The following is a 26,387-nucleotide window of genomic DNA, read 5'->3' on the forward strand; positions in this document are numbered from 1 at the left end:
AGCCAAGGGGAGGACGCGTGGCCCTGGAAATGGGCGACATGATAGCGGGAAAGATGTGGCGCCTGTCAGGCCGCCTTCGCGAGCAGGCTCGCTCCCACATTGGATCACTCCCGTCGGGGCAATTCGGTCAACTGTGGGAGCGAGCCTGCTCGCGAAGGGGCCAGTCAATGCAACAAAAAGATATCGATCAAACTGGCTCGCTGACTTCAACCAGTTGCCCCAGTCGACTGCGGGTGCGGGCCAGATCAATGGCATCGCCCTCCAGGCTTTCGCGCAGGGCGTGTTGTCCGAGCAGTGTCAGGTGCTTGTCCTGGTCGTACAGTACGTCGATCAGGTTGATGAAACGCTGCTGGGCGGCAATCGAGCATTCACCGAGCCGCGGCAGGTCATCGATGATCCAGCGATCGAAGCGGCGGCACAGCTCCAGGTAGTCCATCACGGCCACAGGCTGGTCGCACAGGTCGGCGAAAGTAAAACCGATGCGGCGCTCATCGCACAAACGCGCCTGGAAGTGTCGGGTGCCCACGGGGAGCGACAGGGGCGGGGCACCGCGATCCGGCAGATTCAATGAGCGCCGCTGCACCGCGCTGGCCGGCCACACATAACGGCCTTGGGTGAACAGCTGTTGCGCGTGGCTGCGGACCTGGCTGCGATAATCGTGCGGCCCGCCGACTTCCATCACCTGCATGCGCGCATTGATCAAGTCGATCACCGGTTTGAAGCGGGCGTGGTACAGCGGATTGGGCAACAGGCCGGCGGGCGGGTAGTTGGAGGTGACCAGCAAGAGGATGCCGCGCTGAAACAGTGCCTTGAACAACCGGGTGATGAGCATCGCATCGCCGATGTCGTGCACATGGAACTCATCGAAACACAGCACCCTGCAATCGCTGAGCAAGGCATCCAGGGTGATCGCCAGGGCGTCGGGCTGTTCGCGATGCTCGAACATGCCCTGGTGCAGTTGGGCGAAAAACTGATGGAAGTGCAGGCGTTGTTTTTGCGCAAGGGGAACGGCGCGGAAAAAACCGTCGAGCAGCCAGCTCTTGCCGCGCCCCACGGCACCATGCAGGTAAAGACCGGGAAGGGTTTGCGTCGAAGTGCCCATCAACAGACAAGCATGTCGGGCCATGCAGTCGATCACGCGTTGCTGGCTGTGACTGAGGGTGTAGCCCCGGGAATGGGCCTGGTGACGAAAGTAGTCGCGGATAGCCTCGCCTGCCTCGGTGCTGCCGGCGGTCGGTGCCTTGCCGAGAAGGCGACGCAACGATTGCCAGCGCGATTTGATTCGCGAACGATTGGGTGGTCGAACGGCCACTGAGATGTCACCTCTGGTGTGCGGGCAGGCTCCCCGAGCTGCGGCGGCATAGTGTAACCAGAGCAGGGAGTTTGCTTCCAGTTGTGTCAGTGCGCGTCGGAGCGGCTCCGACCGGTCACTTGGAAGGGCCTGTAGGAGCGAGCTTGCTCGCGAAAAACTCTGGATAGCGCGGGCACTCAGGCAGCACGCGTTATCGTTGACGTCCATCGCGAGCAAGCTCGCTCCTACAAGGGGGCGTCGTTTGTGAAGCGCAGTGGTGTCAGTCGCCTATCGCTCGATGCTCCGATTCCACCGTGCATTCCACGCCGGACGCTGTTCGTTGACCTGATCCCAATCCACCGCGATTGCGGTCTCCAGGTATTGTTTCATCGCTTCGACCTGCCCACGGGTTCGCTCGGAGGTCGGGGTATTGGGGTTTGAAGGAATCTGGTCGCCGTCCTCAAGCGCGGCGGCCTGGGCTTCGGGGGTGAGCAGGAACGCGGCGAGTTTTTGCGCCAGTTGCGGTTGCGTGTTGTTGGCGATGGCGCATTCAGCGACGTTGAGCACCACGGCGCCTTCCTTCGGTTGTGCGTATTCCACTGGCATGCCCTTGAGCTTCAGGGCGGTGACCTGGGTCGGTGTCAGCGGAAACAGCGCCGCCTCGTCGGTCTGGAGCATTTCGGAAATCTTCGCCGAACTCGGGATGTATTCCAGTACGTTGCGCCCAACCGTGTTCGGCCAAGCCTTGAACCCCGGATCGACGTTGGTTTCGCTGCCGCCCTGAATCCGGTTGAACATCAGGAAGCCGTGCAGGCCGAAGGTGGAGGAGGCCATCGACTGGAACACCAGTTTGTCCTTGAAGCGCGGGTCAGCCATGTCCATCCACGAGGTCGGCGCGCTCCAGCCTTTCTCCTTGAACAAGCGTGTGTTGTAGGCCAGCCCGGTGACGCCGAGACTGACGGCTACCGCCTGATCCTTGATCCGCCCCTTGTCGGGAATCTGCGCCAGGGTCGGGTTGTTTTCGAGTTTGTCGCACAGGCCCATGGCGATGGCGCGGTACATGATGCCGTCGTCGAGGAACATCACATGCATCTGCGGGTTGTCCTTGCTGGCCTGGACCTTGGCCAGGATATCGGCGGAGGTCCCGGGCACGATCACCACTTTGACGTTGTTCGCCTTCTCGAAGGCCGGCAGTACCTTGTCGGCGTAAAGCCGCTCCATGGTCCCGCCGTTCATGCCCAGGTAAAGCGTCGGTTCGGCGTGGGCCTGGGTGATGGTGAGCAGGGCGCTCATGCAGGACAAACCGAGCAGTGCGTTGCGTTTGAGGTTTTTCATTGGCGCGACCTTCCTCTATCAAGCTACGGAGATGGAGTGAAACCGGGTGATGGAAAACGCATCCAGCGACGTCTTTGACGCGCCGCTACAGATGATCTCGGTGAGCGCCTGGCCCACCGCCGGGCCGATCTGGAAACCGGCGCCGGCAAAGCCGAACGCATGCAACAGACCGGGCTGGGTACGGCTGTGGCCGATCACCGGTTGGCGATCAGGCAGGTAACCCTCAGTGCCGCTCCAGGTACGAATCGCCTGGGCACCTTCAAGAAACGGATAGAGCTCAACGGCCTGGCGCAGGATTTCCAGCACGGCGCCTTGACCAGGGCGGGCGCGGGCGTCGTCCAGGGCAAAACCCTGGCCGCCACCCAACACGCAATTGCCGCGGGCGACCTGTCGCGCGTAGATGCCGCCACCCTCGACGCCGGTGCTGGCATCCATCACCAACGGCAGGGGTTCGGTGACCAGCATTGCCGGGTGCCCGGAATGCATCGGCACCGGTTCGCCGAATTGCGCGGCGATGCTGCCCGCCCAAGCCCCGGCGCAGTTCAGCAGCCAGGGTGCGTGCAACTGCAGGCCGTTTTGCGTGCGTACGCAAAAGCGCTGGCCGTCGTGTTCCACGGCGGTGACCGTGCATTGCTCATGTACCTGCACACCGTGGCGCCGCGCCGCCCGGGCGAACGCAGGGGACACCAGACGCGGATTGGCGTGACCGTCATCCGGGCAATACGAGGCGCCCACCGCGACGTCTCCCACCCATGGAAAACGGCTGCGCAGCTCGGTGCGGTCCAGCACCTGCAAGTCGAGGCCGAAGCCCTGGCTGCTGGCAGCGTAGTCTTGCAGGGCACGCAAATCGTCTGTACTGCGGGCGAGTTTCAGGTGGCCGCTGCGTTGATATTCGCCGTCGATGCCGATCAATTGCGGCAGCTGCGCCCAGATGGCGTGGGCACGTTGCGACAGAGGCAATTGCGACAACGGTCGGCCCTGGCGGCGGACGCCACCGTAGTTGACGCCGCTGGAATGCGAACCGCAGAAGTCCCGCTCCAGCAGCACCACGCGACGCCCGGCCTTGCCGAGAAACAGCGCCGCCGAAGCACCGACAATGCCACCGCCGATGATCACTGCGTCGACTTCGATCATGCGTCGATCTCCAGGCCAAAGGGCAGCGGCTTGATGGGGGCCTGGGCGCGCAGCCGGCCGATGTCGGACACCGCGCGCTGGCTTTCGCAGGCGATGATCTCCGCTGCCGCCGCGCCGCACATCCGACCCTGACAGCGGCCCATGGCGACCCGGCAATGGGCCTTGACCCGATTTATTTCCCAGTGACCCTCGCGCACCACTTCACGAATATCGCCGGCACGGACTTCTTCGCAGCGGCAGACCATCACGTCATCGGCGATGCCGGCGGCCCAGTTCTCGGGAAAGGCGAAGGCGCGCTCCAGGCCCTGACGAAAATCGCCGATGCGTTCCAGCACCTGTTCAAGCTGTGTGGTGCGTTGCGTCGGGATCAGGTAGCCGATGTCTTCGAGCAACGCCAATGCGGCGCGTTCGCCGGCCATTTCCGCGGCGTCGGCGCCCATTATCCCGGCGCCGTCACCGGCCAGGTACACTTCGGCGACGCTGCTGCGCCCGGCGCGATCGCGTTGTGGGAGCCAGGCGCGATTGAGCGGGTTCCAGGCAAATTCGCAGCCGAGCAGGTCGGCGAGCTGGGTTTCGCTGCGCAGGCCGTGGGCGAAGGCGACGGCATCGCAGTTCAGTCGATGTTCGCCTTTTGCGTCGGACCAGATCAGCGCCTGCACCCGTTGTTCGCCTTCGACGTGTTTCAAGGTTGCACCCTGATGCACCGGGATGCCGTGGGCGGTCAGCCAGCCACGGTAATAGATGCCTTTGACCAGTGTGGCCGGTTGCGACAGCAGGTCGGGCAGGGCACGAGCCTGGGCGCTGAAGGGTGAGCTGTCGAGTACCGCGACCACCTTGGCGCCAGCCTTGGCGTATTGATACGCGACCAGGTACAGCAGCGGGCCACTGCCGGCGAACACCACGCGCTCGCCGATGGCGCAACCCTGAAACTTCAAGGCGATCTGCGCCGCGCCGAGACTGTAGACCCCGGGTAGCGTCCAGCCCGGCACCGGCAAAATCCGGTCGGTGGCGCCAGTGGCGACGATCACCCGGGAAAATTCCAGTCGTGCGGCACGTCCGTCCTGCAAAGTGTCGAGGGCGCCGTCCTCGGCATTCCACACCAGGGTTTCAGGGCGATAATCGAGCTGTTCGCGCAACTCGTCGATGGTCTGGTGCAACGCACTGGCCTTGGGCGCTTCGAAGCCATACAGCTTGACTGGCGAACGCTTGAAGTTGACCGGCTGACGCCGATAAATCTGTCCGCCACCGCGTGCAGCTTCGTCCAGCAGCACCGGGCGAACGCCGTGGGCGACCAGGGCCTGCGCCGCGCGAATTCCGGCAGGTCCGGCGCCGATGATGACGACGGATTTCATGCGCACCTCGGCTGCTGTGCTTTTGTGGAAGCGGGCTTGCTCGCGAAGACGGCGACACATGCAGCTGAGATGTTGGCTGGCAGGCCGCTTTCGCGAGCCAGCGCGCTCCCACAGGGGATTCGGTTTCTGTAGTTGGAATGGGTGTTCATATCGATCGCCCCGGTTCGCGGTTGATGTGTTGCCCGGCTTCTAGCAACGTCGAGCACGCACGTACCCGGCGGCCATCGCCCAGGCGCACCCAGCAGTCCTGGCAGGCGCCCATCAGGCAGAAGCCGGCGCGGGGTTCGGCGCTGAAGTCGCTGCCGCGCAGGTGATCGCTGCAGGTCAGCACCGCAGTCAGCACGGTGTCGCCGAGCAAGCCGCTGGCCGGTTGGCCGTCGAGAGTAAAGTCCAGGACCGGGCGGTCGCCTTCGGCCAGTCGTTTCAGCAGCGCCATGGCGTCCTCATTGTTTGCCCACCAGAACCCGATCCAGGCCATAGACGCGGTCGAGCAGAATCATGGTCAGCGCGGTCAGCGCGATGACCAGTGCCGACACCGCCGCCATCATCGGATCGATGGATTCGGTGGCGTAGACGTACATGCGTACCGGCAGGGTTTGCGTGGCCGGCGAGGTGACGAAGATCGACAGGGTGACTTCGTCGAAACTGTTGATGAATGCCAGCAGCCAGCCACCGGCGACCCCCGGCAGGATCATCGGCAAAGTGATCTGCCGGAACAGCGTGAAACGCCCGGCACCCAAGGATTGCGCGGCGTGTTCGGCGCTGCGATCCAGGCCGATGGCCGAGGCCAGCACCAGGCGCAGCACATACGGCGTGATCACCAGCACGTGAGCGAATATCAGCCAGGCGAAGCTGCCGTTGACCCCTATCAGCGCAAACAAACGCAGCAGCGCCACACCCAGTACCAGGTGCGGAATGATGATTGGCGACAGAAACAGCCCATTGAAAAAGTCCCGGCCAGGGAATTCGAAGCGGGTGATCGCCAGCGCCGCCGGCACGGCAATCAGTGTCGCCAGACTGGCCGCGCTGAACGCCAGAATCAGGCTGTTATAGAAGGCATCGACAAAGTCGGCGCGCTCGAACACGGCCCGGAACCAGCGCAGGGAAAATTCGGTGGTCGGCAGGCTCAGGGTGTTCTCCGGAGTGAAGGCCACCAGGCACACCACCACCAGCGGTGCGAGCATGAACAGCACCACCAGGGTGTGAAACAGCAGGGCGAAAGAACCGTTCCTGGACATGACGAATTATCCCAATGACTTCTTGTAGCGGCCTTCGATCATGCGGTTCCACGACAGCATGATCAGCAGGTTGATGAGCAGCAGAGCCACGGCGATGGCCGCGCCCATGGGCCAGTTGAGTTCCGACAGGTATTGGTCGTAGATCAGCGTGGCGACCATCTTCAGGCGACGTCCGCCGAGCAGGCCGGGAATGGCGAAGGAGCTGGCGGCGAGGCCGAACACGATCAGGGTGCCGGACAGGATGCCGGGCATGATCTGCGGCAATATCACCTGGCGAATCACCGTGAAGTGACCGGCGCCCAGCGACAGCGCGGCTTGTTCGGCGGCCGGGTCGAGTTTCTGCAGCGAGGTCCACACCGGAATGATCATGAACGGCAGCATCACGTGAACCAACGCAATCACCACCGCGAACGGCGTGTAGAGCAGCTTCATCGGCGAGCCGCCGAAGGCTTGCAGGGTCTGGTTGACCAGGCCGTCGGCGCCGAGCAGCAGGCTCCAGCCGAAGGCGCGTACTACGACCGAGATCAGCAGCGGCGTGAGGATCAGGATCAAAAAAATCGAACGCCACGGCGCACCCATGCGGCTGAGGATGTACGCCTCGGGAACCCCGATCAGCACGCAGAGCAATGTGGTGAGGGCGCTGATCCACAGGGTGCGCAGAAAGATCTCGTAGAAATACGGATCGCCCAGCAGGCTGCCGTAGTGTTCGACGGTGTAGGCGTTGCCCTTGATCCCCGAGCCGTAGTCGAAGACGTTGAACGACAGCAGCAGCGTCAGCATCAACGGGATCACCAGCAGGCTGACATACAACGCCAGGGCAGGTGCCGATAGCAGGTAACCCTGACGCCCCAGGCGAATGGCGGCGAGTGCACTCATGCCGTCACCTCGTCGACACTCAGCACCCGCAACAGCGCCGCGTCCCAGTCAAGGCCGACCGCCGTGCCTTCGCTCAATGGTGCCGAGCCGTCGTTGCGGCGTACCACGCAGAGTTCGCCCAGGGGCGTCGACACACCGTAAAGCCATTGGCTGCCGAGGAAGAAACGGCTGCTGACCTTGCCTTGCAGGCGACCAACGCCAGCCTCGCGCAGATCGATTTTCTCCGGACGCAGACTCAGGGTCAGGTCGCCATCGCCACGTCCGCACACCTGAACCACACCGGCCGTATCGCGTTCACCGGGCAGCAGGTTGGCCTTGCCGACGAACCCGGAAATGAACTCGGTACGCGGGTGTTCGTAGAGGGTGTAGGGCGCGTCGATCTGGGTGATGCGTCCGGCCTGCATCACCACCACGCGGTCGCTGATCGACAGGGCTTCGGACTGGTCGTGAGTGACCATCAGCGTGGTGATGCCGACCTCACGCTGGATGCGGCGGATCTCGAACTGCATCTCTTCGCGCAGATTGGCGTCGAGGTTGGACAGCGGTTCATCGAGCAGCAGCACCGGTGGCTGGATCACCAAAGCCCGAGCCAGAGCGACACGCTGACGCTGGCCGCCGGACAGCTCCCGTGGGTAGCGCTCTGCGTGCTGGTGCAGGCGTACCAGTTTCAGTACCCGCTCAACCCGCTGCAGGATCTCGGCATTCGGCACCTTGCGCATGCGCAGGCCGAAGGCGACGTTGTCCTTGACGGTCATGTGCGGGAACAGCGCGTAACTCTGGAACACCACACCCAGGCCACGGCTGGCGGGTTTGGCATGGGTGATGTCACGACCGTCCAGGACGATACGCCCGCTGGTGACTTCAACGAACCCGGCGATCATTTGCAGGGTGGTGGTTTTACCGCATCCGGAAGGGCCGAGCAGGGAAACGAATTCGCCTTTCTCCACCGAGAGGTCGGTGGCGACCACGGCGTCGATTTCACCGTAGCGTTTGCCGAGTTTTTCAAGTTGCAAAAAAGCCATGACTGCGCCTCCACCTGAGATTGTTATGCGTCGCCCGAAGGTGCGCTCTTTTGTATGGGCAGATACGAAAAAAAAATATTTCCGGGGGGGCGTTGGCGCTCGACTTGAGTCGGCTGCCGCTGTTGTTCGAATCGCCCTGTCTGGACGCAGATTAGGACGAAGACTAGGATGGGCTCAATGGCCTATTTCACTGAAGCGATGACTATTTTCAGTTTCATTCGGTGAGTAAATTAATCGTCGAGAAAATCAATGTCTGATTCCACTGAGCGGAATGAAAATAAAAATGACGTCGGTGTCGGCGCCGTCTCACGACTGTTTGCGGTGCTGCGTGCGTTGGGCGATACCGTCGAGGGTGGCGAGCGCGTGACGCAATTGGCCCAGCACATCGGTTTGTCGCAGCCGACGACCCATCGTTTATTGCGCAGTCTGATGGACGAGGGCATGGTCGAGCAGGATGCGCGCAGCAAGCGCTATCGCCTGAGCCTGGACTTTTTCGCCCTGGCCGCCCGCGCGGGCAACAGCGGCAACCTGCGCGAACTGGTACGCCCGGCGCTGCTGCGGCTATCGGCGTCGCTGGGCGATTCCTTGTTTCTGCTGGCGCGCAGCGGCTTCGATGCGATCTGCCTGGACCGCAGCGAAGGGCCGTTTCCGATTCGTACCTTCACCGGCGATATCGGCGGACGCGTGGCTCTGGGCGTTGGGCAGGGCAGCCTGGCGATCCTGGCGTTTCTGCCGCCGGAAGAGCGCGACACGGTGATCCACTACAACTTGCCGCGGCTCAAGGACTTCCATCTGTATGACGAGGTGTTCCTGCGCTCGGAAGTCGAGAACGTGCGCAAGCTCGGTTACGCCGGGCGCAACACCGGTGTGCTGCAGGGTATGGCCGGGGTGGCAGTGCCGATTCTCGATCGTGAGGGGCGGGCGGTGGCGGCGTTGAGCGTGGCGACCGTGAGTGACCGCCTGGGGCCGGATCGTTTGCCGACGGTGGTGGAGATGCTCAAGCGCGAAGCGGCATTGATCGGGCCGCGGATCAATCCGTTCGACCCATTGCTGCGCCGGCCTTCTCAAGTATTTGGACAAAGTTGAAAAGATCGCAGCCTGCGGCAGCTCCTACAGGGTTTTGTGTAAACCTGTAGGAGCTGTCGCAGGCTGCGATCTTTTGATCTGCTAAAACTGCACGGTCTGCCTCAGCATCTGTGCCGCCGGCGTATCCGCCGGGCTGACCATCGCATAGTTGTAGCCACCACCGGACCAGTACTCGGCCTGCAGGCCTCCATCGCTACGGCTGCCACGGGGCAGCAGGAAGTTTTTCGGTCCTGGTGGGCGCACGTAGAAGCTGACTTTCTGCCCGCCCTGATTCTCGTAGACCACCATTGCCGCCGGCCCTTGTTCGGTGCTGAGCAAGCGCCCGCTGGCCGGCTTGAAGCCTGCCCCCGACAGGTCAGGCAAGCGATTGGCCTGGGTGAAATAACGGTCGAGCCAGCTCTGCATGTCGCCGTCGTCGCTGGCCTTGTAGTCGGCTGGCAGGATCCCTTGCTGGGCAATCAGACGATAAGCCTGCAGCGCATCGGTCATCGGCAGCTGTGCGCCAGTGAAGGTCATCTCACGGGCCTGCCAGCCACTGAAGCCGCCGATGCTGACCGCGATCAGCAATGCGGCCGCGCTGGCCAGATGTCGCCGCGATTGGCGTTTCAGGCGTTGGCGAATCATGGCCGGATCGAGTTCCGGATTGGCCGGTTGTTGCAACACGCCACTCAGGGCCGCGCGCAGTTGCTGGGCATCTTGCTGCCAGGCCCGCACTTGGTCGGCAACCTCCGGATTGCTTGTGAGAAAAGTCTCCACCAGACGTCGGTCGTCCTCGCTGAGTTGGTGGTCGACGTAGGCGTGCAAGTCACGCTCGCTGGGGGGCATGCTGATCATTTGAGTCTCCGCAGGGCAGGGCGGGTGATTTCGCCTTCACTGAGTTGGCGCAGGGCCTGGCGAGCCCGGGACAGACGGGACATCACGGTGCCGGTGGGGACGTCGAGAATCTCGGCGACCTCTTTGTAACTCAAGCCTTCTACCGAGACCCAGAGCAGCAGCGCACGTTGTTCGGTGGGCAGTCGATCGAAGGCATTGAGGGTCGATTGGGCTATGACGGTGCGCTCCACCGAGGGCTGGGCATCGTCGCGGCCGGTGAAAAATTCGAGCATGCGCGCGTAGCGCCGGGAGCGGCGGTGCGCATCGAGAAACTGTCGATACAGAATCGAGAACAGCCAGGCGCGCAAGTCGCCCTCGGCGCGTTTGCCAGTCCAACTCGACAGTGCCCGCTCCAGGCTCGCCTGCACCAGGTCGTCAGCGCTGCTCGAGTTGCGCGTCAATGACACGGCGAAACGCCGCAATCGGGGAATGATTTCTCTGAGTTGTTCGTCGATATCGTTCATGAAGTCCTGACTAGTCACTACGCTGGACAGTGGACCAGGAAGACGCTCGGTATTCGAGGTTATTCCACGTCAGAAAAAATAAATACCGTGCGTGGGAATAAACCTGTGTGCGGTTCGTCTGCTTGATTCTTCTCACTTGTGGCCGATGGCCCTGGAGTCTTTCATGGTAGATCGATCATCACCGCCCACCCGGCCACCCCTGAGTGCGGGGAGCCTGACGTTGCGTCTGGCGGGCATTGCCGTGGTCGTTGCCGCACTGGCCGGGGCGTTTGCCTACGTCAACGGCACCTTCGACCCACAGCGCCTGACCCCGAAGAAACTGATCAACGTGCTGGAAACCAACAACGGCGTGCATCCGGGGTTCCGCCGCAACCATTCCAAGGGCGTGTGCGTGATCGGGCATTTCGAGAGCAGCGGTGAGGCGCGCAGCTATTCCTCCGCCCAGGTCTTCAATGAGGCGCAGACGCCGGTGGTCGGGCGTTTCGCCTTGCCGGCCGGTAACCCCTACGCACCGGACAGTGCCGTGCCGATCCGCAGCATGGCCTTGCGCTTCACTCAGGCCAACGGCCAGCAGTGGCGCACCGGAATGAACAGCATGCCGGTGTTCCCGGTGGGCACACCCGAGGCGTTCTATCAATTGCAAAAAGCCCAGTCGCCAGACCCGGCCACCGGCAAGCCGGACCCCAAGGCCGTGCCCGCATTCTTTGCTTCGCACCCGGAAGCGGCACCCTTCCTGGCCTGGATCAAAACCGCCAAGCCGTCGGCCAGTTACGTGACCGAAAACTACAACAGCGTCAATGCGTTCTACCTGGTCAACGCGGCGGGTCAACGCCAGGCCGTGCGCTGGAATATGGTGCCTCTGGCCCAGGACGCACCCGGGGCCACGGCACCGGAGGGCGGTGATTTCCTGGAGAAAGACCTGGTCCAGCGAATCGCCGCAGGCCCGTTGCGCTGGCAACTGAACATCACTCTGGCCAACCCCGGCGATCCGGTGAACGACGCCAGCAAGGCCTGGCCCGAAGGACGCAAGGTGTTGAACGCTGGCACTCTGGTGCTTGAAAAGACTCAGCCGCAACTCAACGGCGAATGCCGTGACATCAATTACGATCCGCTGGTGTTGCCTGCCGGGATCGAAGGTTCCGACGATCCGTTGCTCGCCGCTCGTTCAGCCGGTTACGCCAATTCCTACCTGCGTCGCACCAGCGAAGTCAGCCAGTTGCCCGCCGCCAAGCAGGAGGTCCAGCAATGAGCACCCAACCGAACCACTTCGCCCCGCTGGCGCGCCTGCTGCACTGGCTGATGGCGCTGATGATCATCGCCATGCTGTTTATCGGTGCCGGCATGGTCGCCTCGGTGTCCGAGCGGCATGAATGGCTGATCCATTTGCACAAACCCTTGGGGGTCGCGATTTTGCTGTTGGTGATTGTGCGACTGGTGGTGCGTTTCTCTACCACGCAGCCTCCGCTGCCGGCGGACCTGCCGGGTTGGCAAGCGCTGGCGGCCAAGGCTTCGCATGTCTTGTTGTATGCACTGATGCTGGTCTTGCCGCTGCTGGGTTGGGCGATGATTTCGGCATCGGGCGAGCCGGTGATGCTCAGCAGTTCGTTGCAGCTGCCGTCAATTGTGTCGGCGAATGCACAACTGTTTGCGTTTTTGCGCAAGGCGCATGGGTATCTGGCGTATCTGCTGTTTCTGACCGTGTTGCTGCATCTGGCGGCGGCGTTGTTTCACGGTTGGGTGCGGCGAGATGAGGTGCTGGACAGTATGTTGCGGAGTAAGGATCGCGGTTAATCGCCGCCTGAAAAAAGATCGCAGCCTGCGGCAGCTCCTACAGAGATACGCCGATTCCTGTAGGAGCACCAAAGGCTGCGATCTTTTGATCTTGAAGGGTGATCAGCGCAGGGTATCGACCATATCGGCAAGGGTGGTGAGTACATCCTTGCCCAACTGCTTCGACCGCTTGCCCGACCAGCCCGTCAACGGATTCGGATGGTCGTCATGATCCTTGAACGGCATTTCCAGGGTCAGAGACAGGCAGTCGTACTTCTGGCCGACGCTGTTGCAGGCCAGCGTCATGTTGGCCTGGCCCGGTTCGTCGCGGGTGTAGCCGTACTTGGTCTGGAAGTCTTTGGTGGTGTGCTTCAGATGGCTGCGGAAGTGCTCCTCGAGCTTTTCGATCCGTGGCGTGTAGCCCGGATTGCCTTCGCAGCCAGCGGTGAACACGTGAGGGATTTCCTCGTCACCATGGGCGTCTAGAAACATATCGACGCCGTACTTTTCCATCTGCTGCTGAACGAACAGAACCTCCGGGCTGATTTCCTGGCTGGCGCTCTGCCAGGCACGATTGAGGTCCTGGCCCATGGCGTTGGTGCGCAGGTGGCCGTGGAAGGCACCATCCGGGTTCATGTTCGGCACCAGGTACAGGTCGGCGCTGGCCAGCAGTTTGTTCAGCACAGGGTCGTCGTGTTTTTCCAGGCGTTCGATCACGCCTTCCATGAACCACTCGGCCATGTGTTCGCCAGGATGTTGCTGGGCGATCATCCACACCTTGCGTCGGCCTTCGGCCCCGGTGCCTTTGCGCAACAGCTGGATGTCACGGCCTTCGACGCTCTTGCCGGTGGCCAGCAGTTCGGCACCGGCCTTGCTCAGCGCCTGCTCGATCAGCCAGTCGTGGCGGCCACGGCTGTAGGGTTCGAAGTAGGCGAACCAGGCGTGGGTCTGCTCGGCTTCGAGGCTGAAACGCAGGCAGTCGCCTTCGAAAATGGTGGGTACGCGGAACCAATTGACGTGATCGTAGGACGCCACCGCCTGATAGCCGGTCCAGGCCTTGTTATAGGAGGACTGGCTGGCATTGTTCAGGCGAAACCAGTGCTCCTGGCCGACATGCAGGCCGCTGGCCTTGAAGTGGAACCACTGGAAATGGGCACTGCGGGTGTCCGGACGAATGGCCAGAAGCGGTTTGAGCGGATCGCTGATGTCGATGACTTGGATGTTGCCGCTGTCGAAGTTGGCACTGATGTCGAAAGAGGATTTGGCCACGGTCATAATCGGGTCCTGAATATGATTTTTATCGCGGCTACTTTACACGCAAGAGAGGGGCGAAACCGAGGGAAATTGCGGGGTGCAGAGGTGGGGGCGTCCTCCTTGACGCGGACGCAGCTTAGAGACTGTGCGATTGATTCTCAAGTGCTATCTGTCGCTGGTTTGAACCCATGATGCCGGGCTTCTCTTGCCAACTGGAATTCTTTTGATATCATCCGCGCCATCGAATTTGCGACACCCAAAGACTTCATTAGCCTGAAGCCAAAGCCAGAAAAAACTGGCAAAAAAAAGACCCGGCAAAAAGCCGGGTCAAAAACCGTGATTAGCCTGATGAGGAGATAGTCCAGGAGACCGACCTAAGGTCACCTGGTCCATCGACTGATCTCGCGACCAGTTGCTGCAATAATAATCATTCTCGTTTGCAGGTCAAGCATTTTTACCTGCACGACAGGAAAATTCTTTCCTGTCCTCTTGATCTGCCTTCTCACCTCAAGCCTTTTCATACTTTTCCAGCGAGCGATCGACCATCGCCTTGGCCATGTCGATCATGTGCACCGTCGAAAATGCCAGGTCACGGTTTACGCCTTGCAGGTGGCTGGCTGATTCGTACGCAGTGGCGGCAGCACAGCGCAACAGGTCCAAGGCATGGACCAGCGCCTCTTCGCCGCTGATGTTGCGGTTCACATCAAAAAAACGTGACTCGGCCATCTCCTCCGAAACGGCAGGTTTCAAGTAATAGTCCAGCGCGCGTTGTGCCGCCGCCGAGTCCAGGGATGAGGTGAGGGTGGTGTCGATTTGCACGTCCGGCAGGTCATTGGCGGGTGGGTTCATGGCGATGGCAAGCTCCGTGTTAGATTCAGATCCGTGATTCGATCCTAATACGAACTGTATTTGTGACGAGGATTTAAATACTACAATTTGTGTTTTGATGGCCGGAGTCGCCCACGTATCGTGCCGCACATGGATAAATGGATTGAATTGGTCAAGGCCAAGATGAGTGAACTCAAAATCACTCAAGAGATACTCGCCGAGCGCCTCGGGATGTCCCAGGGCGGCATTGGCCACTGGCTCAACAAACGTCGTGAACCCGGCATCGAAGACATGAACCGTGTGCTGCAGGCGCTGGGCCTGGAGTTTCTCGAAGTGGCGCTGGTGATCCGGGAGCCGCAGGCGTCTACGGACGACGAAATCCCCCTGGCCCACAAGTACAACCCGTACTTTCGCTACCCGATCAGTGACTGGCACGAGCCTGCCGAAGTGCGCGACGGCGAGGTCCCGGTGTACGGCAAGGCGCGCTATGAACTGTCCGATTACCACGCCCGTGGGCCGGCGTTCTGGTTGAGAGTGACGGGCGATGCGATGACCGCGCCCAATGGCATCAGCATCCCGGAAGGCATGCTGATTCTGGTGGACCCGGCCGTGGAAGCCGTGCCTGGCAAACTGGTCATTGCCCAGTGGCCGGACAGCACCGAAGCCACGTTTCGCAAGCTGATCGAAGAGGGCGGTCAGCGTTATCTGGTCCCGCTCAATCCGACGTATCCGAAAGCCTTGTACACCGACGAATGTCGAATCATCGGCGTAGTGGTTCAGGCAACAGCCAGGTTCTGATCGGATCGGTCCTGGCAATGCGCAGGACCGATCTTCATTTCACGCTTCTTCCAGTTCGACCAGTGCACTGCCTTCGCTGACCATCTCGCCTTCCTGGCAATACAGCGCCTTGATCACCCCGGCATGGGGCGCGCGAATGCTGTGCTCCATTTTCATCGCTTCAAGTACCACTAACTGCGCCCCGGCCTCGACCGATTGCCCGGCCTCCACCAGCACGCGGACGATGCTGCCGTTCATGGGAGCGGTCAGTCCGCCCTGATGGCTGTGGCTGGCTTCGACTGCGCTGATCGGATCGTAGGCCTCGATGCGGTGCAATTCGCCATCCCACTGCAAATACACCTGCTCGCCACGGCGTATCGCACGGTGTTGACGGCGCACGCCCGCTTGCTCGGTCAACAGATGCTCACCCCTGAGCCGCGCGCTGTGGGCATTGATGTCGCCCAGCGTCAGCGCACGGTCCTGGCCTTCACAACTCAAGTGCAGAGTGATTTCTCTTGGCAAACCGGCGCGCAGACCATTAGGCGCCGCCCACGGTGATCCCGGGTCATCGGCGCGGGTTGCGTGCGGCTGGCTCTGAGCAAATGCCTGGGCGGCGGCTTGCCAGAACTCATCGCCGAGTTCCGCTGGCGCAGGCAGCAGCTGTTCCTGATAGCGCGGAATGAAGCCGGTATCGAGTTCGGCAGCGGCGAACGCCGGGTGACCGATGATGCGCCGCAGGAAGTTGATGTTGGTCTTCAATCCGCCGATGGCGAACTCGTCGAGCATGCTCAGCAGGCGCAACCGTGCCTGTTCACGGTCCTCGCCCCAGGCAATCAGCTTGCCGAGCATCGGGTCGTAGAATGGCGAGATCTCATCGCCTTCTTCGACGCCGCTGTCCACCCGGCGCCCAGGCCCCGGGGCGGATTCGCGATACAACTCCAGGCGACCGGTCGCCGGCAGGAAATCATTGCCCGGATCTTCGGCGTACAGCCGCACTTCGATCGCGTGGCCCACCAGCGGCACCTGATCCTGAGTCATCGGCAACGCTTCGCCGCGCGCCACACGAATCTGCCAGGCCACCAGGTCAAGGCCGGTGATGGCTTCGGTGACCGGGTGTTCGACTTGCAGGCGGGTGTTCATCTCCATGAAGAAGAACTCGCCGCGTGCATCCAGCAAAAACTCGACGGTGCCGGCACCGACGTAGCCGATGGCCTGCGCCGAACGCACCGCCGCTTCACCCATGGCGCGCCGCAGTTCCGGGCTCAGGCCCGGTGCCGGGGCTTCTTCGACGACTTTCTGGTGCCGGCGCTGAATCGAGCAGTCACGCTCATTCAGGTACAGGCAGTTGCCGTGCTGGTCGGCGAACACCTGGATTTCCACATGACGTGGCTTGAGCAGGTATTTCTCCACCAGCATCCGCGAATCGCCGAACGACGATTGCGCCTCACGCTGGGCCGAGGCCAGGGCTTCGGCCAGCTGGCTGACGTCCTCGACCACTTTCATGCCTTTGCCGCCACCGCCCGCGGTGGCCTTGAGCAGTACCGGGTAGCCGATGCGTTCGCAGGCGGCGCGGAAGGTTTCCAGGTCCTGGGCTTCGCCGTGATAACCGGGCACCAGTGGCACGCCGGCGGTTTCCATCAAGGCTTTGGCCGCGGACTTGCTACCCATGGCGTCGATGGCCGAGGCCGGTGGGCCGAGGAATATCAGGCCGGCGTTTTCGATGGCGCGGGCGAATCCGGCGTTCTCCGACAGAAAGCCATAGCCGGGGTGAATCGCCTGGGCGCCGCTGGCCTTGGCGGCGGCGATCAGTTTGTCGATCTGCAGATAGCTGTCGGCGGCTTTGCTGCCACCCAGGTCAACGCGAATGTCGGCTTCGCGGCTGTGCCGGGCGTCACGGTCGGTGGCGCTGTGCACGGCCACGGTCGTCAGGCCCAGGGCCTTGGCGGTGCGCATCACCCGGCAAGCGATTTCGCCACGGTTGGCCACCAGCAGGGTGGTGAGGACAGGTGCGCTCATCAACGGGGCTCCTTGGTGGTTTCGGCTTGCCAGCTCGGCGGGCGTTTTTGCAGGAAGGCACGCAGGCCTTCCTGCCCTTCGGGGCTGACGCGGATGCGGGCAATGGCGTTTTCGGTGTAGCGGCGCAATGCCGGGGTCAATGAGCCGTCGCCGACTTCGCGCAACAGATCCTTGCTGGCGCGCATGGCCGCCGGGCTGTTGAGCAGCAGGTTGTCGATCCACTGTTCGACTTTCTGTTCCAGCTCGGCACTGGCATAGCTCTCCGACAACAGGCCGATTTCCCGTGCCCGTTGCCCGCCAAAGCGCTCGGCCGTCAGGGCGTAACGCCGGGTCGCGCGCTCGCCGATGGCTTGCACCACGAATGGGCTGATCACTGCGGGCGCCAGGCCGATGCGCACTTCCGACAGGCAGAACTGCGCGTCATCGGCACCGATGGCCATGTCGCAGCAACTGATCAGGCCCAGCGCGCCGCCGAAGGCTGCGCCTTGCACCACGGCCAGGGTCGGGACTTTCAGTTTGGCCAGGTTGTACATCAACTCCGCCAGTTCCCGGGCGTCATCGAGGTTGGTGGCGTAATCGAGTTCGGCCGATTGCTGCATCCAGGCAAGGTCGGCACCGGCGCTGAAATGCTTGCCACGACCGCGCACGATCAGGAAACGCAGGCTGGCATCGCTCGCGACTTTGTCGAGGGCGATGATCAGCTCGCGGATCATTTCGGCGTTGAAGGCGTTGTTCTTTTCTTCACGGCTGAGCCATAGGGTGGCAAAACCACGCGGATCGCTCAGCAGTTCGAGAGTGTTGAAGTCGCTCATATTCGTCCGTCTCCACGGCTCTTGTGTAGGAGCGAGCTTGCTCGCGATGGTCTACAGAGCGGCGCGTTTTTTCAGAAAACACGCGTTATCGTTAACGTCCATCGCGAGCAAGCTCGCTCCTACAACAAAAAAATCACATCCGGAACACGCCGAAGCGGCTCGGTTCGATTGGCGCGTTCAACGACGCGGACAAGGCCAGGGCCAGTACGTCGCGGGTCTGGGCCGGGTCGATGACACCGTCGTCCCACAGACGCGCGCTGGAATAGTAGGGGTGACCCTGTTCTTCGTACTGGTCGAGGATCGGTTGCTTGATCTCGGCTTCCTGCTCGGCACTGAAACCGTGGCCGCTGCGTTCGGCCTGTTCGCGCTTGACCTGCACCAGAACCCCGGCCGCCTGTTCGGCGCCCATCACACCGATGCGTGCGTTTGGCCACATCCACAAGAAGCGCGGATCGTAGGCGCGACCGCACATGCCGTAGTTGCCGGCACCGAAGCTGCCGCCGATGATCACCGTGAACTTCGGCACCTTGGCGCAAGCCACCGCCGTCACCAGTTTCGCGCCGTGCTTGGCAATACCGCCGGCTTCGTATTTCTGGCCGACCATGAAGCCGGTGATGTTTTGCAGGAACAACAACGGAATGCCGCGCTGGCACGCCAGTTCAATGAAGTGCGCGCCTTTCTGCGCCGCTTCGGCGAAAAGAATGCCGTTGTTGGCGAGGATCGCGATCGGGTAACCGTGCAGGTAAGCAAAACCGCAGACCAGCGTTGTTCCGAACAGCGCCTTGAACTCGTCGAACACCGACCCGTCCACCAGGCGCGCGATGACTTCACGCACGTCGAACGGCTGCTTGGCATCGGCCGGCACCACGCCGTACAACTCGTCGCTGCTATAGAGCGGGGCGATCGGCGTGCGTTGCTGAACCTCGCCTTGCTTGCGCCAGTTGAGGTTGGCCACACTGCGGCGCGCCAGCGCCAGGGCGTGCTCATCGCTCTCGGCGTAATGGTCGGCCACCCCGGAAATCTTGCAGTGCACATCGGCCCCGCCAAGGTCTTCGGCGCTGACCACTTCACCGGTCGCGGCCTTCACCAGCGGCGGGCCGGCGAGGAAGATGGTCGCTTGCTCGCGGACCATGATCGCTTCGTCGGCCATCGCCGGCACGTAGGCGCCGCCAGCGGTGCAGGAGCCCATGACCACGGCAATCTGCGGAATGCCCATCGCGCTCATGTTGGCCTGGTTGAAGAAGATCCGGCCGAAGTGCTCACGGTCCGGGAACACTTCATCCTGGCGCGGCAGGTTGGCGCCGCCGGAGTCCACCAGGTAGATGCACGGCAGGCGGTTCTGCTGGGCGATGGTCTGGGCGCGCAGGTGCTTTTTCACGGTCAGCGGGTAATACGAGCCACCTTTCACCGTGGCATCGTTGGCGACGATCATGCACTCGACGCCTTCCACACGACCGATCCCGGCGATCACGCCCGCAGCGGGGACGTCTTCGCCATACACCTCATACGCCGCAAGTTGGCTGATTTCCAGAAACGGCGAGCCCGGATCGAGCAAGCGGTTGATGCGCTCGCGAGGCAGCAGTTTGCCCCGCGAGGTGTGGCGTTCCTGAGCCTTCGGGCCGCCACCTTGCGCCACTTGGGCGAGCAGGGTGTGCAGGGCGTCGACCTGCTGGAGCATCGCCGCGCTGTTGGTGGCGAACTCCGCTGAACGGGGGTTGAGCTGGGTATGCAGAATCATGGCTTACTCCGTAAGCAGCTTTAAGCGGCAAGCTTCAAGCTGCAAGAGGATCGCTTCTGCTTGTCGCTTGAAGCTTGCCGCTTGCAGCTGACGAAATTCATTTCGTCTCGTTAAACAGTTCGCGACCGATCAGCATGCGACGGATCTCACTGGTGCCCGCGCCGATTTCGTACAGCTTGGCGTCACGCAACAGACGGCCGGCCGGGAATTCATTGATGTAGCCGTTGCCACCGAGAATCTGGATCGCGTCCAGGGCCATTTGTGTGGCGCGTTCGGCGCTGTAGAGGATCACGCCGGCGGCGTCCTTGCGCGTGGTTTCGCCGCGCTCGCAAGCCTGGGCCACGGCGTACAGGTAGGCGCGGCTGGCGTTGAGCTGGGTGTACATGTCGGCGACCTTGCCCTGGATCAGCTGGAATTCGCCGATGCTTTGGCCGAACTGCTTGCGGTCGTGGATGTACGGCACGATCAGGTCCATGCATGCCTGCATGATCCCGGTCGGGCCACCTGAAAGGACGACGCGCTCGTAGTCGAGGCCGCTCATCAGCACTTTCACGCCGCCGTTGAGTACGCCGAGGATGTTTTCTTCCGGCACTTCGACGTCATCGAAGAACAGCTCGCAGGTGTTCGAACCGCGCATGCCTAGCTTGTCGAACTTGTTGCTGCGGCTGAAGCCTTTCCAGTCGCGCTCTACGATGAACGCGGTGATGCCGTGGGGGCCCTTTTCCAGGTCCGTCTTGGCGTAGATCACGTAGGTGTTGGCGTCCGGACCGTTGGTGATCCAGGTCTTGCTGCCGTTGAGCACGTAGTGGTCGCCACGCTTGTCGGCGCGCAGTTTCATCGAGACCACGTCGGAACCGGCATTCGGCTCACTCATGGCCAGCGCGCCGATGTGCTCGCCGCTGATCAGCTTCGGCAGGTATTTGGATTTCTGTTCGTGGTTGCCGTTGCGGTTGATCTGGTTGACGCAGAGGTTGGAGTGGGCGCCATAGGACAGGGCCACCGAGGCCGAGCCACGGCTGATTTCTTCCATTGCGACCACGTGGGCCAGGTAACCCAGGCCAGCGCCGCCGTACTCTTCCGGCACGGTAATGCCCAGCAGGCCCATGTCGCCGAATTTGCGCCACAGGTCGGCGGGGAACAGGTTGTCGATGTCGATCTGAGCGGCGCGCGGGGCGATCTCCTTGGCGACGAAGGACTGGACCTGATCGCGCAGCATGTCGATGGTTTCACCGAGGGCAAAGTTCAGGGATGGATAGCTCATGGGTCACCTTTTGGCTTTTTTGTGGGGCGGGGGAGGGCCGTGATTGGGTTCTCACCTTTACGTTAACGTAAGCCTGTGACGAATGGCTGTCAATCACCCTTTACGTTAACGTCAACTTGAGCGAGAGTAGAGCCAGTTCAAGATAGAACGCGGCCCCATCCTGTGGTGATGGCCTGTGGCGAGGGGGCTTGCCCCCGTTGGGCTGCGAAGCAGCCCCAAAATTTCCGATATGTCGAAGATCTTGTGAGTGCTGCGCACTCAAACGGGGGCAAGCCCCCTCGCCACGGGTTGCTCTCCACAGGCAGCCGCGGCAAGCCCATAAATAAAGACAATAGGGGTCGTCATGGATCAACCCAGTGCAAGCCCGCAACGCAGTTACACCCGTGGTTCCCAGGACAAAGCCTTGCTGGCGATGACCATCGGCCAGGCGTTCGACAACACGGTCGCGCAGTACCCGGACGGGGAGGCGCTGGTGGTGCGCCATCAACAGCTGCGTTACACCTGGCGGCAGTTGGCCGAGGCTGCGGACCTGCACGCCAGGGCACTGCTGGCGCTGGGGCTGCAAGCCGGGGACCGCCTTGGTATCTGGGCGCCGAACTGCGCGCAGTGGTGCATCAGCCAGGTTGCCACCGCGAAAATCGGCGTGATCCTGGTCAATATCAACCCGGCGTATCGCAGTTCCGAACTCGAATACGTACTCAAGCAATCCGGCTGCCAATGGCTGGTGTGTGCCGGGGCTTTCAAATCCTCGAACTATCACTCCATGCTGCAAGGGCTGGTGCCGGAGTTGGCCGAGCAATCCATCGGCAAGTTGCACAGCGAGCGGTTGCCGGAGTTGCGTGGCGTCATCAGCCTGGATGCGCAGCCACCATCGGGCTTCCTGCCATGGTCGCAACTGGCCGATCTGGCTGGCAGCGTCACGGTCGAGCAGTTGTATGAGCGCCAGAACAGCCTGCATTTCGATCAGCCGGTGAATATCCAGTACACCTCCGGCACCACCGGTTTTCCCAAGGGCGCGACCCTCAGTCACTACAACATTCTCAACAACGGTTACATGGTCGGTGAAAGCCTGGGCCTGACGGCGGCCGATCGCCTGGTGATCCCGGTGCCCTTGTATCACTGCTTCGGCATGGTCATGGGCAACCTCGGCTGCATCACCCATGGCAGCACGATGATCTATCCGAACGACGCGTTCGATCCGTTGCTGACCCTCGGCACTGTGGCTGACGAAAAAGCCACGGCGCTGTACGGCGTGCCGACCATGTTCATCGCCATGCTCGATCAACCGCAACGTGCCGAATTCGATCTGTCGAGCCTGCGCACCGGGATCATGGCAGGCGCAACCTGTCCTATCGAAGTGATGCGCCGGGTCATCAGCGACATGCACATGAGCGAAGTGCAGATTGCCTACGGCATGACGGAAACCAGTCCGGTGTCATTGCAGACCGGTCCTTCAGACGACCTGGAACTGCGCGTGACCACCGTCGGCCGCACCCAGCCGCAGCTTGAAAGCAAGATCATCGACGAAGCGGGCAACCTGGTGCCGCGGGGCACCATCGGTGAGCTGTGCACTCGTGGTTACAGCGTGATGCTGGGTTACTGGAACAACCCCGAAGGCACCGCAGAAGCCATCGACCAGGCCGGCTGGATGCACACTGGTGATCTGGCGAGCATGAACGATGAGGGGTACGTGTGTATTGCCGGGCGCAACAAGGACATGATCATCCGTGGCGGTGAGAATATTTACCCGCGGGAGCTGGAAGAGTTTTTCTTCACGCATCCGGCCGTTGCGGATGTGCAGGTGATCGGCATTCCATGCTCGCGCTACGGCGAAGAGATCGTCGCCTGGATCAAGTTCCACCCCGGCCACAGCGCTACCGAACAAGAGCTGCAGGCCTGGTGCAAGGAGCGCATCGCGCACTTCAAGACGCCGCGTTACTTCAAGTTCGTGGAAGAGTTTCCAATGACCGTGACCGGCAAGATCCAGAAGTTCCGGATGCGCGAGATAAGCGTCGCGGAGCTCAAAGCGAAGCTGTAGGAGCTGCCGCAGGCTGCGATCTTTTGATTTTCAAGGGCAAGATCAAAAGATCGCAGGCTGCGCCAGCTCCTACAGATGTATGTGGAAAACCTGAATGCCAGACAGCACAAAGGGGAGCCGAAGCTCCCCTTTAATTTGTCGTTGCGCGTGCTCTTTTTTTATTATTGAGGGTCGGTCTGTTTTTGTTTTTGGCAACCGTTGCCCTTTACCGCTGTTTTTGGCGATCCCCATCCGGGATCAAGAGCAAACGTATTTTTTTGAGCGCTGATCTGCTTTTTCGCTGAGCGATCCAACCAGTACGGGAGCTACCTGAAGGTAGTTTTATTATTCTCTGTCTGGCTGCGGGTCACTTCGAAAAGCACCCTGAAAAGCACATCTTCTCCAAAAAAATCTGTTAGCTGCGTCTCTGCCGTGTTGTTTTTGTTATGTCAGAGTCGTTACGTCTTGTTTTTATTAGGGTTGCCGCAATTTTTTTATTCTTGTTATGCGATAGATATAGCAGGAGCCGTGCCAACTTTTTAAAAGCCTTTAAAATCAACGATTTGCGATTTTGTAGGGTTTTTCGCCTCAGGCAAAACCCTACATTTTGTTTCCGTGTTACTCGCTTGCGCCCACGATTGAGTCTGCGCGGTAACACCCGGACACACTCAACCCACTCACTGTGCGCTGCGGGCCCTGGCCACACGGGAACCGGTAGGGCGACCCAATACGCTGCAAATCTGTTGACCGGCGAGCATCAGGGCGTCAAGGTCGATTCCGGTGTCGATACCCAGGCCGTTCAGCAGGTAAACCACGTCTTCGGTCGCGACGTTACCGCTGGCGCCCTTGGCATAAGGGCAGCCGCCGAGACCGGCGATGGAGCTGTCGAACACCGAAATACCTTCCAGCAGGCTGGCGTAGATGTTGGCCACGGCCTGGCCGTAGGTGTCGTGGAAGTGCCCGGCGAGCTTTTCACGGGGTACATCCTTTGATACCACTTCGAACATTTTCCGGGTCGCGCCAGCGGTGCCGGTGCCGATGGTGTCCCCCAGCGAGACCTCGTAGCAGCCCATGGCATAGAGCTCGCGAGCGACCAAAGCGACTTGCTCCGGGGGGACGTGACCTTCATAGGGGCACCCCAGCACGCAGGACACGTACCCGCGCACGGTCACCCCCTGTTGTCTGGCGGCCTCCATGATCGGCGCGAAACGCTCCAGGCTTTCGCTGATCGAGCAATTGATGTTGCGCCGGGAAAACGCCTCGGACGCCGCGGCGAACACGGCCACTTCCTTCACCCCGGCGGCGAGGGCATCTTCGAAACCGCGCAGGTTGGGAGCGAGCGCGCCATAGACCACACCCGGTTTGCGCTGGATCTGCGCGAAAACCTCGGCGGAGCCGGCCATCTGCGGCACCCACTTGGGCGACACGAAACTGCCGACTTCTATATAGCCGAGCCCGGCTGCGGTCAGTGCATCGACCAGTTGCACCTTGTCGGCAACACTGATGGGTTGGGCTTCGTTTTGCAGGCCGTCGCGCGGGCCGACTTCGACAATGCGTACGTGGGTGGGGAGGGGCATGGGCTTCGACCTGTGCTGATTGTTCGGAGAACCCTGTAGGAGCGAGCCTGCTCGCGATGGGTTCTCAGGCACCGCGTTTATCCAGCAAACACGCGTTATCGTTAACGACCATCGCGAGCAGGCTCGCTCCTACAGGGGGCGGTGTGGATTTACTGAATCGATTCCTGGCTTTTAAGGGTCTGCTCCAGCGCCTGTACGCAGCGCTCTTCGGCAGTATCCAGTTCCAGTTTCATCTGTTCGATGTCCAGCAACTGCTGTTCAAGCTGCTCACGGCGCTCGCTGATTTTCGCCAGCATGCTGTGCAACTGTTTGGTGTTACCGCTGGACGGGTCGTAGAGCTCGATCAGCTCGCGGCATTCAGCCAGCGAGAAACCGATGCGTTTTCCCCGCAGGATCAGCTTCAGGCTGACTTTGTCGCGGGGCGAGTAAATGCGTTCCTGGCCACGGCGCTCGGGGCTGAGCAGGCCTTGCTCCTCATAAAAGCGAATGGCGCGGGTGGTGATGTCGAGCTCGCGGGCGAGGTCGGAAATGCTGTAGGTCTGGCTGCTCATGGAGGCGCTCGCAAAAGGTCATGGCGCTAAGCTAATGGCAGGTTGACGTTTACGTCAAGGGAGAAAAGATCGCAGCCTGCGGCAGCTCCTACAGGGTGAATACAATTCCCACGTAGGAGCTGCCGCAGGCTGCGATCTTTTGATTTTTCTCAAACCGCCTGCTTATCCAGCTTTTTCTCCTGCGCCGTCACCTGCTGGCACAGCTCGATCATCTGCTCGCGCATCCAGCGGTTCGCCGGGTCCTGGTCAGTGCTTTCGTGCCAGTAAAGGTGGGTTTCCACCGGCGGCACATCGTTGACCGGCAGATAAAAGGCGTGCAGGTCGTTGCGGCGGGCGAAACGTTCCGGCACGGTCATGACCATGTCCGTCTGCTGCAACACCTGCGAGGCCATCAGGTAATGCTGGGAACGCAGGGCGATCTTGCGCTGGATGCCCATCTTGCCCAGCGCCAGGTCGACATAGCCGAGGCCGCTGCGGCGGCTGGAAATATGGATGTGGGTCAGGCTGAGGTAATCATCCAGCGTGAGTTTTTCCTTGCCCGCCAGCGGATGCCCCTTGCGCATGGCGCACACGTAGCGGTCTTCCATCAACTTGACGTGACGCACCTGCGGGTCGGTGTTGAGCGGCGCATCGACGGCAAAGTCCAGGCGGCCGGCCGCCAGTTCCTTGGTGGTCTCGCGGCGTTTGGACAGAAAACTCTCGATGATCACCGTCGGCGCCAGGCGGCGCAGGCGCTGGAACAGCGGTGGCAGGATCACCGCTTCGGTGAGGTCGGTCATGCTGATGCGATAGGTCTTGACCGCTTGCTGCGGGTTGAAAATGCGGCTTTCCTGCACCGACACGCGCAGCAGTGAGAGCGCATTGCGCACCGGGCCGATGATGTTCTGCGCCATGGGCGTCGGCACCATGCCCTGGGCCGTGCGTACGAACAGCGGGTCGTTGAAGGTCTCGCGCAGCCGGGCTAGAGCGTTCGACACCGCCGGTTGGGTGATGCCGACAATCTGCCCGGCGCGGGTCAGGTTGGCTTCGGTGTAGATCGCGTCGAAGACGATGAAAAGGTTGAGATCGACCTTGCTCAGATTCATTACGCGGCTCTCTTATTGTGTGGGCGGGCT

24 protein-coding genes are annotated in these 26,387 nt (G+C 61.5%); 5 read left to right on the plus strand and 19 right to left on the minus strand.

Features of this window, described 5'->3' with window-relative positions:
* Positions 1-187 precede the first annotated feature (187 nt).
* The 8 genes from zapE to AC3WJW_RS20240 all read right to left on the minus strand — a co-directional run bounded on the left by zapE (position 188) and on the right by AC3WJW_RS20240 (position 8,248).
* Positions 188-1,312 carry a cell division protein ZapE gene (gene zapE / locus AC3WJW_RS20205; protein WP_493727128.1) on the minus strand — a complete coding sequence of 375 codons (1,125 nt, stop codon included), beginning with the start codon at positions 1,310-1,312 and terminating at the stop codon, positions 188-190.
* Positions 1,313-1,579: 267 nt separating this feature from the next.
* A complete protein-coding gene (locus tag AC3WJW_RS20210) occupies positions 1,580-2,626 on the minus strand; it encodes an ABC transporter substrate-binding protein (RefSeq protein WP_493727129.1) in 1,047 nt (348 codons plus the stop codon).
* A gap of 18 nt (positions 2,627-2,644) precedes the next feature.
* Positions 2,645-3,760, minus strand: a complete 1,116-nt coding sequence (locus tag AC3WJW_RS20215) for an NAD(P)/FAD-dependent oxidoreductase (protein ID WP_007999508.1) — start codon at positions 3,758-3,760, stop codon at positions 2,645-2,647.
* Positions 3,757-5,112 carry an FAD/NAD(P)-dependent oxidoreductase gene (locus AC3WJW_RS20220; RefSeq protein ID WP_493727130.1) on the minus strand — a complete coding sequence of 452 codons (1,356 nt, stop codon included), beginning with the start codon at positions 5,110-5,112 and terminating at the stop codon, positions 3,757-3,759. Before AC3WJW_RS20220 ends, AC3WJW_RS20215 begins: the two co-directional genes overlap by 4 nt.
* A gap of 145 nt (positions 5,113-5,257) precedes the next feature.
* Positions 5,258-5,548, minus strand: coding sequence for a (2Fe-2S)-binding protein (locus AC3WJW_RS20225; RefSeq protein ID WP_095966538.1), 291 nt, complete (start codon positions 5,546-5,548; stop codon positions 5,258-5,260).
* A 7-nt stretch (positions 5,549-5,555) separates the two neighbouring features.
* Complete coding sequence (locus tag AC3WJW_RS20230; RefSeq protein WP_095966537.1) at positions 5,556-6,350, minus strand: ABC transporter permease; 795 nt, start codon at positions 6,348-6,350, stop codon at positions 5,556-5,558.
* Positions 6,351-6,356: 6 nt separating this feature from the next.
* Positions 6,357-7,226 (minus strand): ABC transporter permease, encoded by an 870-nt coding sequence (locus AC3WJW_RS20235; protein ID WP_493727131.1) that lies wholly within the window; start codon positions 7,224-7,226, stop codon positions 6,357-6,359.
* Positions 7,223-8,248: an ABC transporter ATP-binding protein gene (locus AC3WJW_RS20240; protein ID WP_493727132.1), complete on the minus strand. Its 1,026-nt coding sequence runs from the start codon at positions 8,246-8,248 to the stop codon at positions 7,223-7,225. The genes AC3WJW_RS20235 and AC3WJW_RS20240 overlap by 4 nt, the downstream gene beginning before the upstream one ends.
* A gap of 249 nt (positions 8,249-8,497) precedes the next feature.
* Between AC3WJW_RS20240 and AC3WJW_RS20245 the strand changes: the two genes are divergently transcribed.
* Complete coding sequence (locus AC3WJW_RS20245) at positions 8,498-9,334, plus strand: IclR family transcriptional regulator (RefSeq protein WP_493727133.1); 837 nt, start codon at positions 8,498-8,500, stop codon at positions 9,332-9,334.
* Positions 9,335-9,415: 81 nt separating this feature from the next.
* On the opposite strand, the gene AC3WJW_RS20250 is transcribed toward AC3WJW_RS20245, so the two are convergent.
* Together AC3WJW_RS20250 and AC3WJW_RS20255 are read right to left on the minus strand one after the other, a co-directional pair.
* The gene (locus AC3WJW_RS20250) at positions 9,416-10,168 is read right to left on the minus strand and encodes an anti-sigma factor family protein (protein ID WP_493727134.1); all 753 of its coding nucleotides are present in this window, start codon (positions 10,166-10,168) and stop codon (positions 9,416-9,418) included.
* Entirely contained in the window at positions 10,165-10,671 is a 507-nt protein-coding gene (locus tag AC3WJW_RS20255) for a sigma-70 family RNA polymerase sigma factor (RefSeq protein WP_493727135.1), read from the minus strand. The genes AC3WJW_RS20250 and AC3WJW_RS20255 overlap by 4 nt, the downstream gene beginning before the upstream one ends.
* A 163-nt stretch (positions 10,672-10,834) precedes the next feature.
* On the opposite strand from AC3WJW_RS20255, the gene AC3WJW_RS20260 reads away from it, so the two are divergent.
* Together AC3WJW_RS20260 and AC3WJW_RS20265 are read left to right on the plus strand one after the other, a co-directional pair.
* Entirely contained in the window at positions 10,835-11,920 is a 1,086-nt protein-coding gene (locus AC3WJW_RS20260) for a catalase family peroxidase (RefSeq protein WP_493727136.1), read from the plus strand.
* Complete coding sequence (locus AC3WJW_RS20265) at positions 11,917-12,462, plus strand: cytochrome b (protein ID WP_493727137.1); 546 nt, start codon at positions 11,917-11,919, stop codon at positions 12,460-12,462. Before AC3WJW_RS20260 ends, AC3WJW_RS20265 begins: the two co-directional genes overlap by 4 nt.
* A 102-nt stretch (positions 12,463-12,564) precedes the next feature.
* On the opposite strand, the gene AC3WJW_RS20270 is transcribed toward AC3WJW_RS20265, so the two are convergent.
* Positions 12,565-13,716 carry a M14 family metallopeptidase gene (locus tag AC3WJW_RS20270; RefSeq protein WP_493727138.1) on the minus strand — a complete coding sequence of 384 codons (1,152 nt, stop codon included), beginning with the start codon at positions 13,714-13,716 and terminating at the stop codon, positions 12,565-12,567.
* Positions 13,717-14,202: 486 nt separating this feature from the next.
* Positions 14,203-14,544, minus strand: coding sequence for a DUF6124 family protein (locus AC3WJW_RS20275; RefSeq protein ID WP_493727139.1), 342 nt, complete (start codon positions 14,542-14,544; stop codon positions 14,203-14,205).
* A gap of 129 nt (positions 14,545-14,673) precedes the next feature.
* Between AC3WJW_RS20275 and AC3WJW_RS20280 the strand changes: the two genes are divergently transcribed.
* Complete coding sequence (locus tag AC3WJW_RS20280; RefSeq protein ID WP_493727140.1) at positions 14,674-15,321, plus strand: LexA family protein; 648 nt, start codon at positions 14,674-14,676, stop codon at positions 15,319-15,321.
* Between the two features lie 39 nt (positions 15,322-15,360).
* Here the strand turns inward: AC3WJW_RS20280 and AC3WJW_RS20285 are convergent, their stop codons facing one another.
* The 4 genes from AC3WJW_RS20285 to AC3WJW_RS20300 all read right to left on the minus strand — a co-directional run bounded on the left by AC3WJW_RS20285 (position 15,361) and on the right by AC3WJW_RS20300 (position 21,127).
* Positions 15,361-17,316 (minus strand): acetyl/propionyl/methylcrotonyl-CoA carboxylase subunit alpha, encoded by a 1,956-nt coding sequence (locus tag AC3WJW_RS20285; protein ID WP_493727141.1) that lies wholly within the window; start codon positions 17,314-17,316, stop codon positions 15,361-15,363.
* A complete protein-coding gene (locus AC3WJW_RS20290; RefSeq protein ID WP_007981004.1) occupies positions 17,316-18,128 on the minus strand; it encodes a gamma-carboxygeranoyl-CoA hydratase in 813 nt (270 codons plus the stop codon). Before AC3WJW_RS20290 ends, AC3WJW_RS20285 begins: the two co-directional genes overlap by 1 nt.
* A gap of 133 nt (positions 18,129-18,261) precedes the next feature.
* Complete coding sequence (locus AC3WJW_RS20295; RefSeq protein WP_493727142.1) at positions 18,262-19,866, minus strand: carboxyl transferase domain-containing protein; 1,605 nt, start codon at positions 19,864-19,866, stop codon at positions 18,262-18,264.
* 97 nt (positions 19,867-19,963) lie between these two features.
* Entirely contained in the window at positions 19,964-21,127 is a 1,164-nt protein-coding gene (locus tag AC3WJW_RS20300; protein ID WP_102674656.1) for an isovaleryl-CoA dehydrogenase, read from the minus strand.
* Between the two features lie 343 nt (positions 21,128-21,470).
* Between AC3WJW_RS20300 and AC3WJW_RS20305 the strand changes: the two genes are divergently transcribed.
* Positions 21,471-23,165, plus strand: coding sequence for an AMP-binding protein (locus AC3WJW_RS20305; RefSeq protein ID WP_493727143.1), 1,695 nt, complete (start codon positions 21,471-21,473; stop codon positions 23,163-23,165).
* 656 nt (positions 23,166-23,821) lie between these two features.
* On the opposite strand, the gene AC3WJW_RS20310 is transcribed toward AC3WJW_RS20305, so the two are convergent.
* From AC3WJW_RS20310 to AC3WJW_RS20320, 3 genes are all read right to left on the minus strand, one after another.
* Complete coding sequence (locus tag AC3WJW_RS20310) at positions 23,822-24,721, minus strand: hydroxymethylglutaryl-CoA lyase (RefSeq protein WP_493727144.1); 900 nt, start codon at positions 24,719-24,721, stop codon at positions 23,822-23,824.
* A 149-nt stretch (positions 24,722-24,870) separates the two neighbouring features.
* Positions 24,871-25,272, minus strand: coding sequence for a MerR family transcriptional regulator (locus AC3WJW_RS20315; RefSeq protein WP_007980992.1), 402 nt, complete (start codon positions 25,270-25,272; stop codon positions 24,871-24,873).
* Between the two features lie 149 nt (positions 25,273-25,421).
* Positions 25,422-26,357, minus strand: coding sequence for a LysR family transcriptional regulator (locus AC3WJW_RS20320; RefSeq protein WP_492583981.1), 936 nt, complete (start codon positions 26,355-26,357; stop codon positions 25,422-25,424).
* Positions 26,358-26,387 lie beyond the last annotated feature (30 nt).

The organism is Pseudomonas sp. GW821-FHT07G06, from assembly GCF_058986625.1.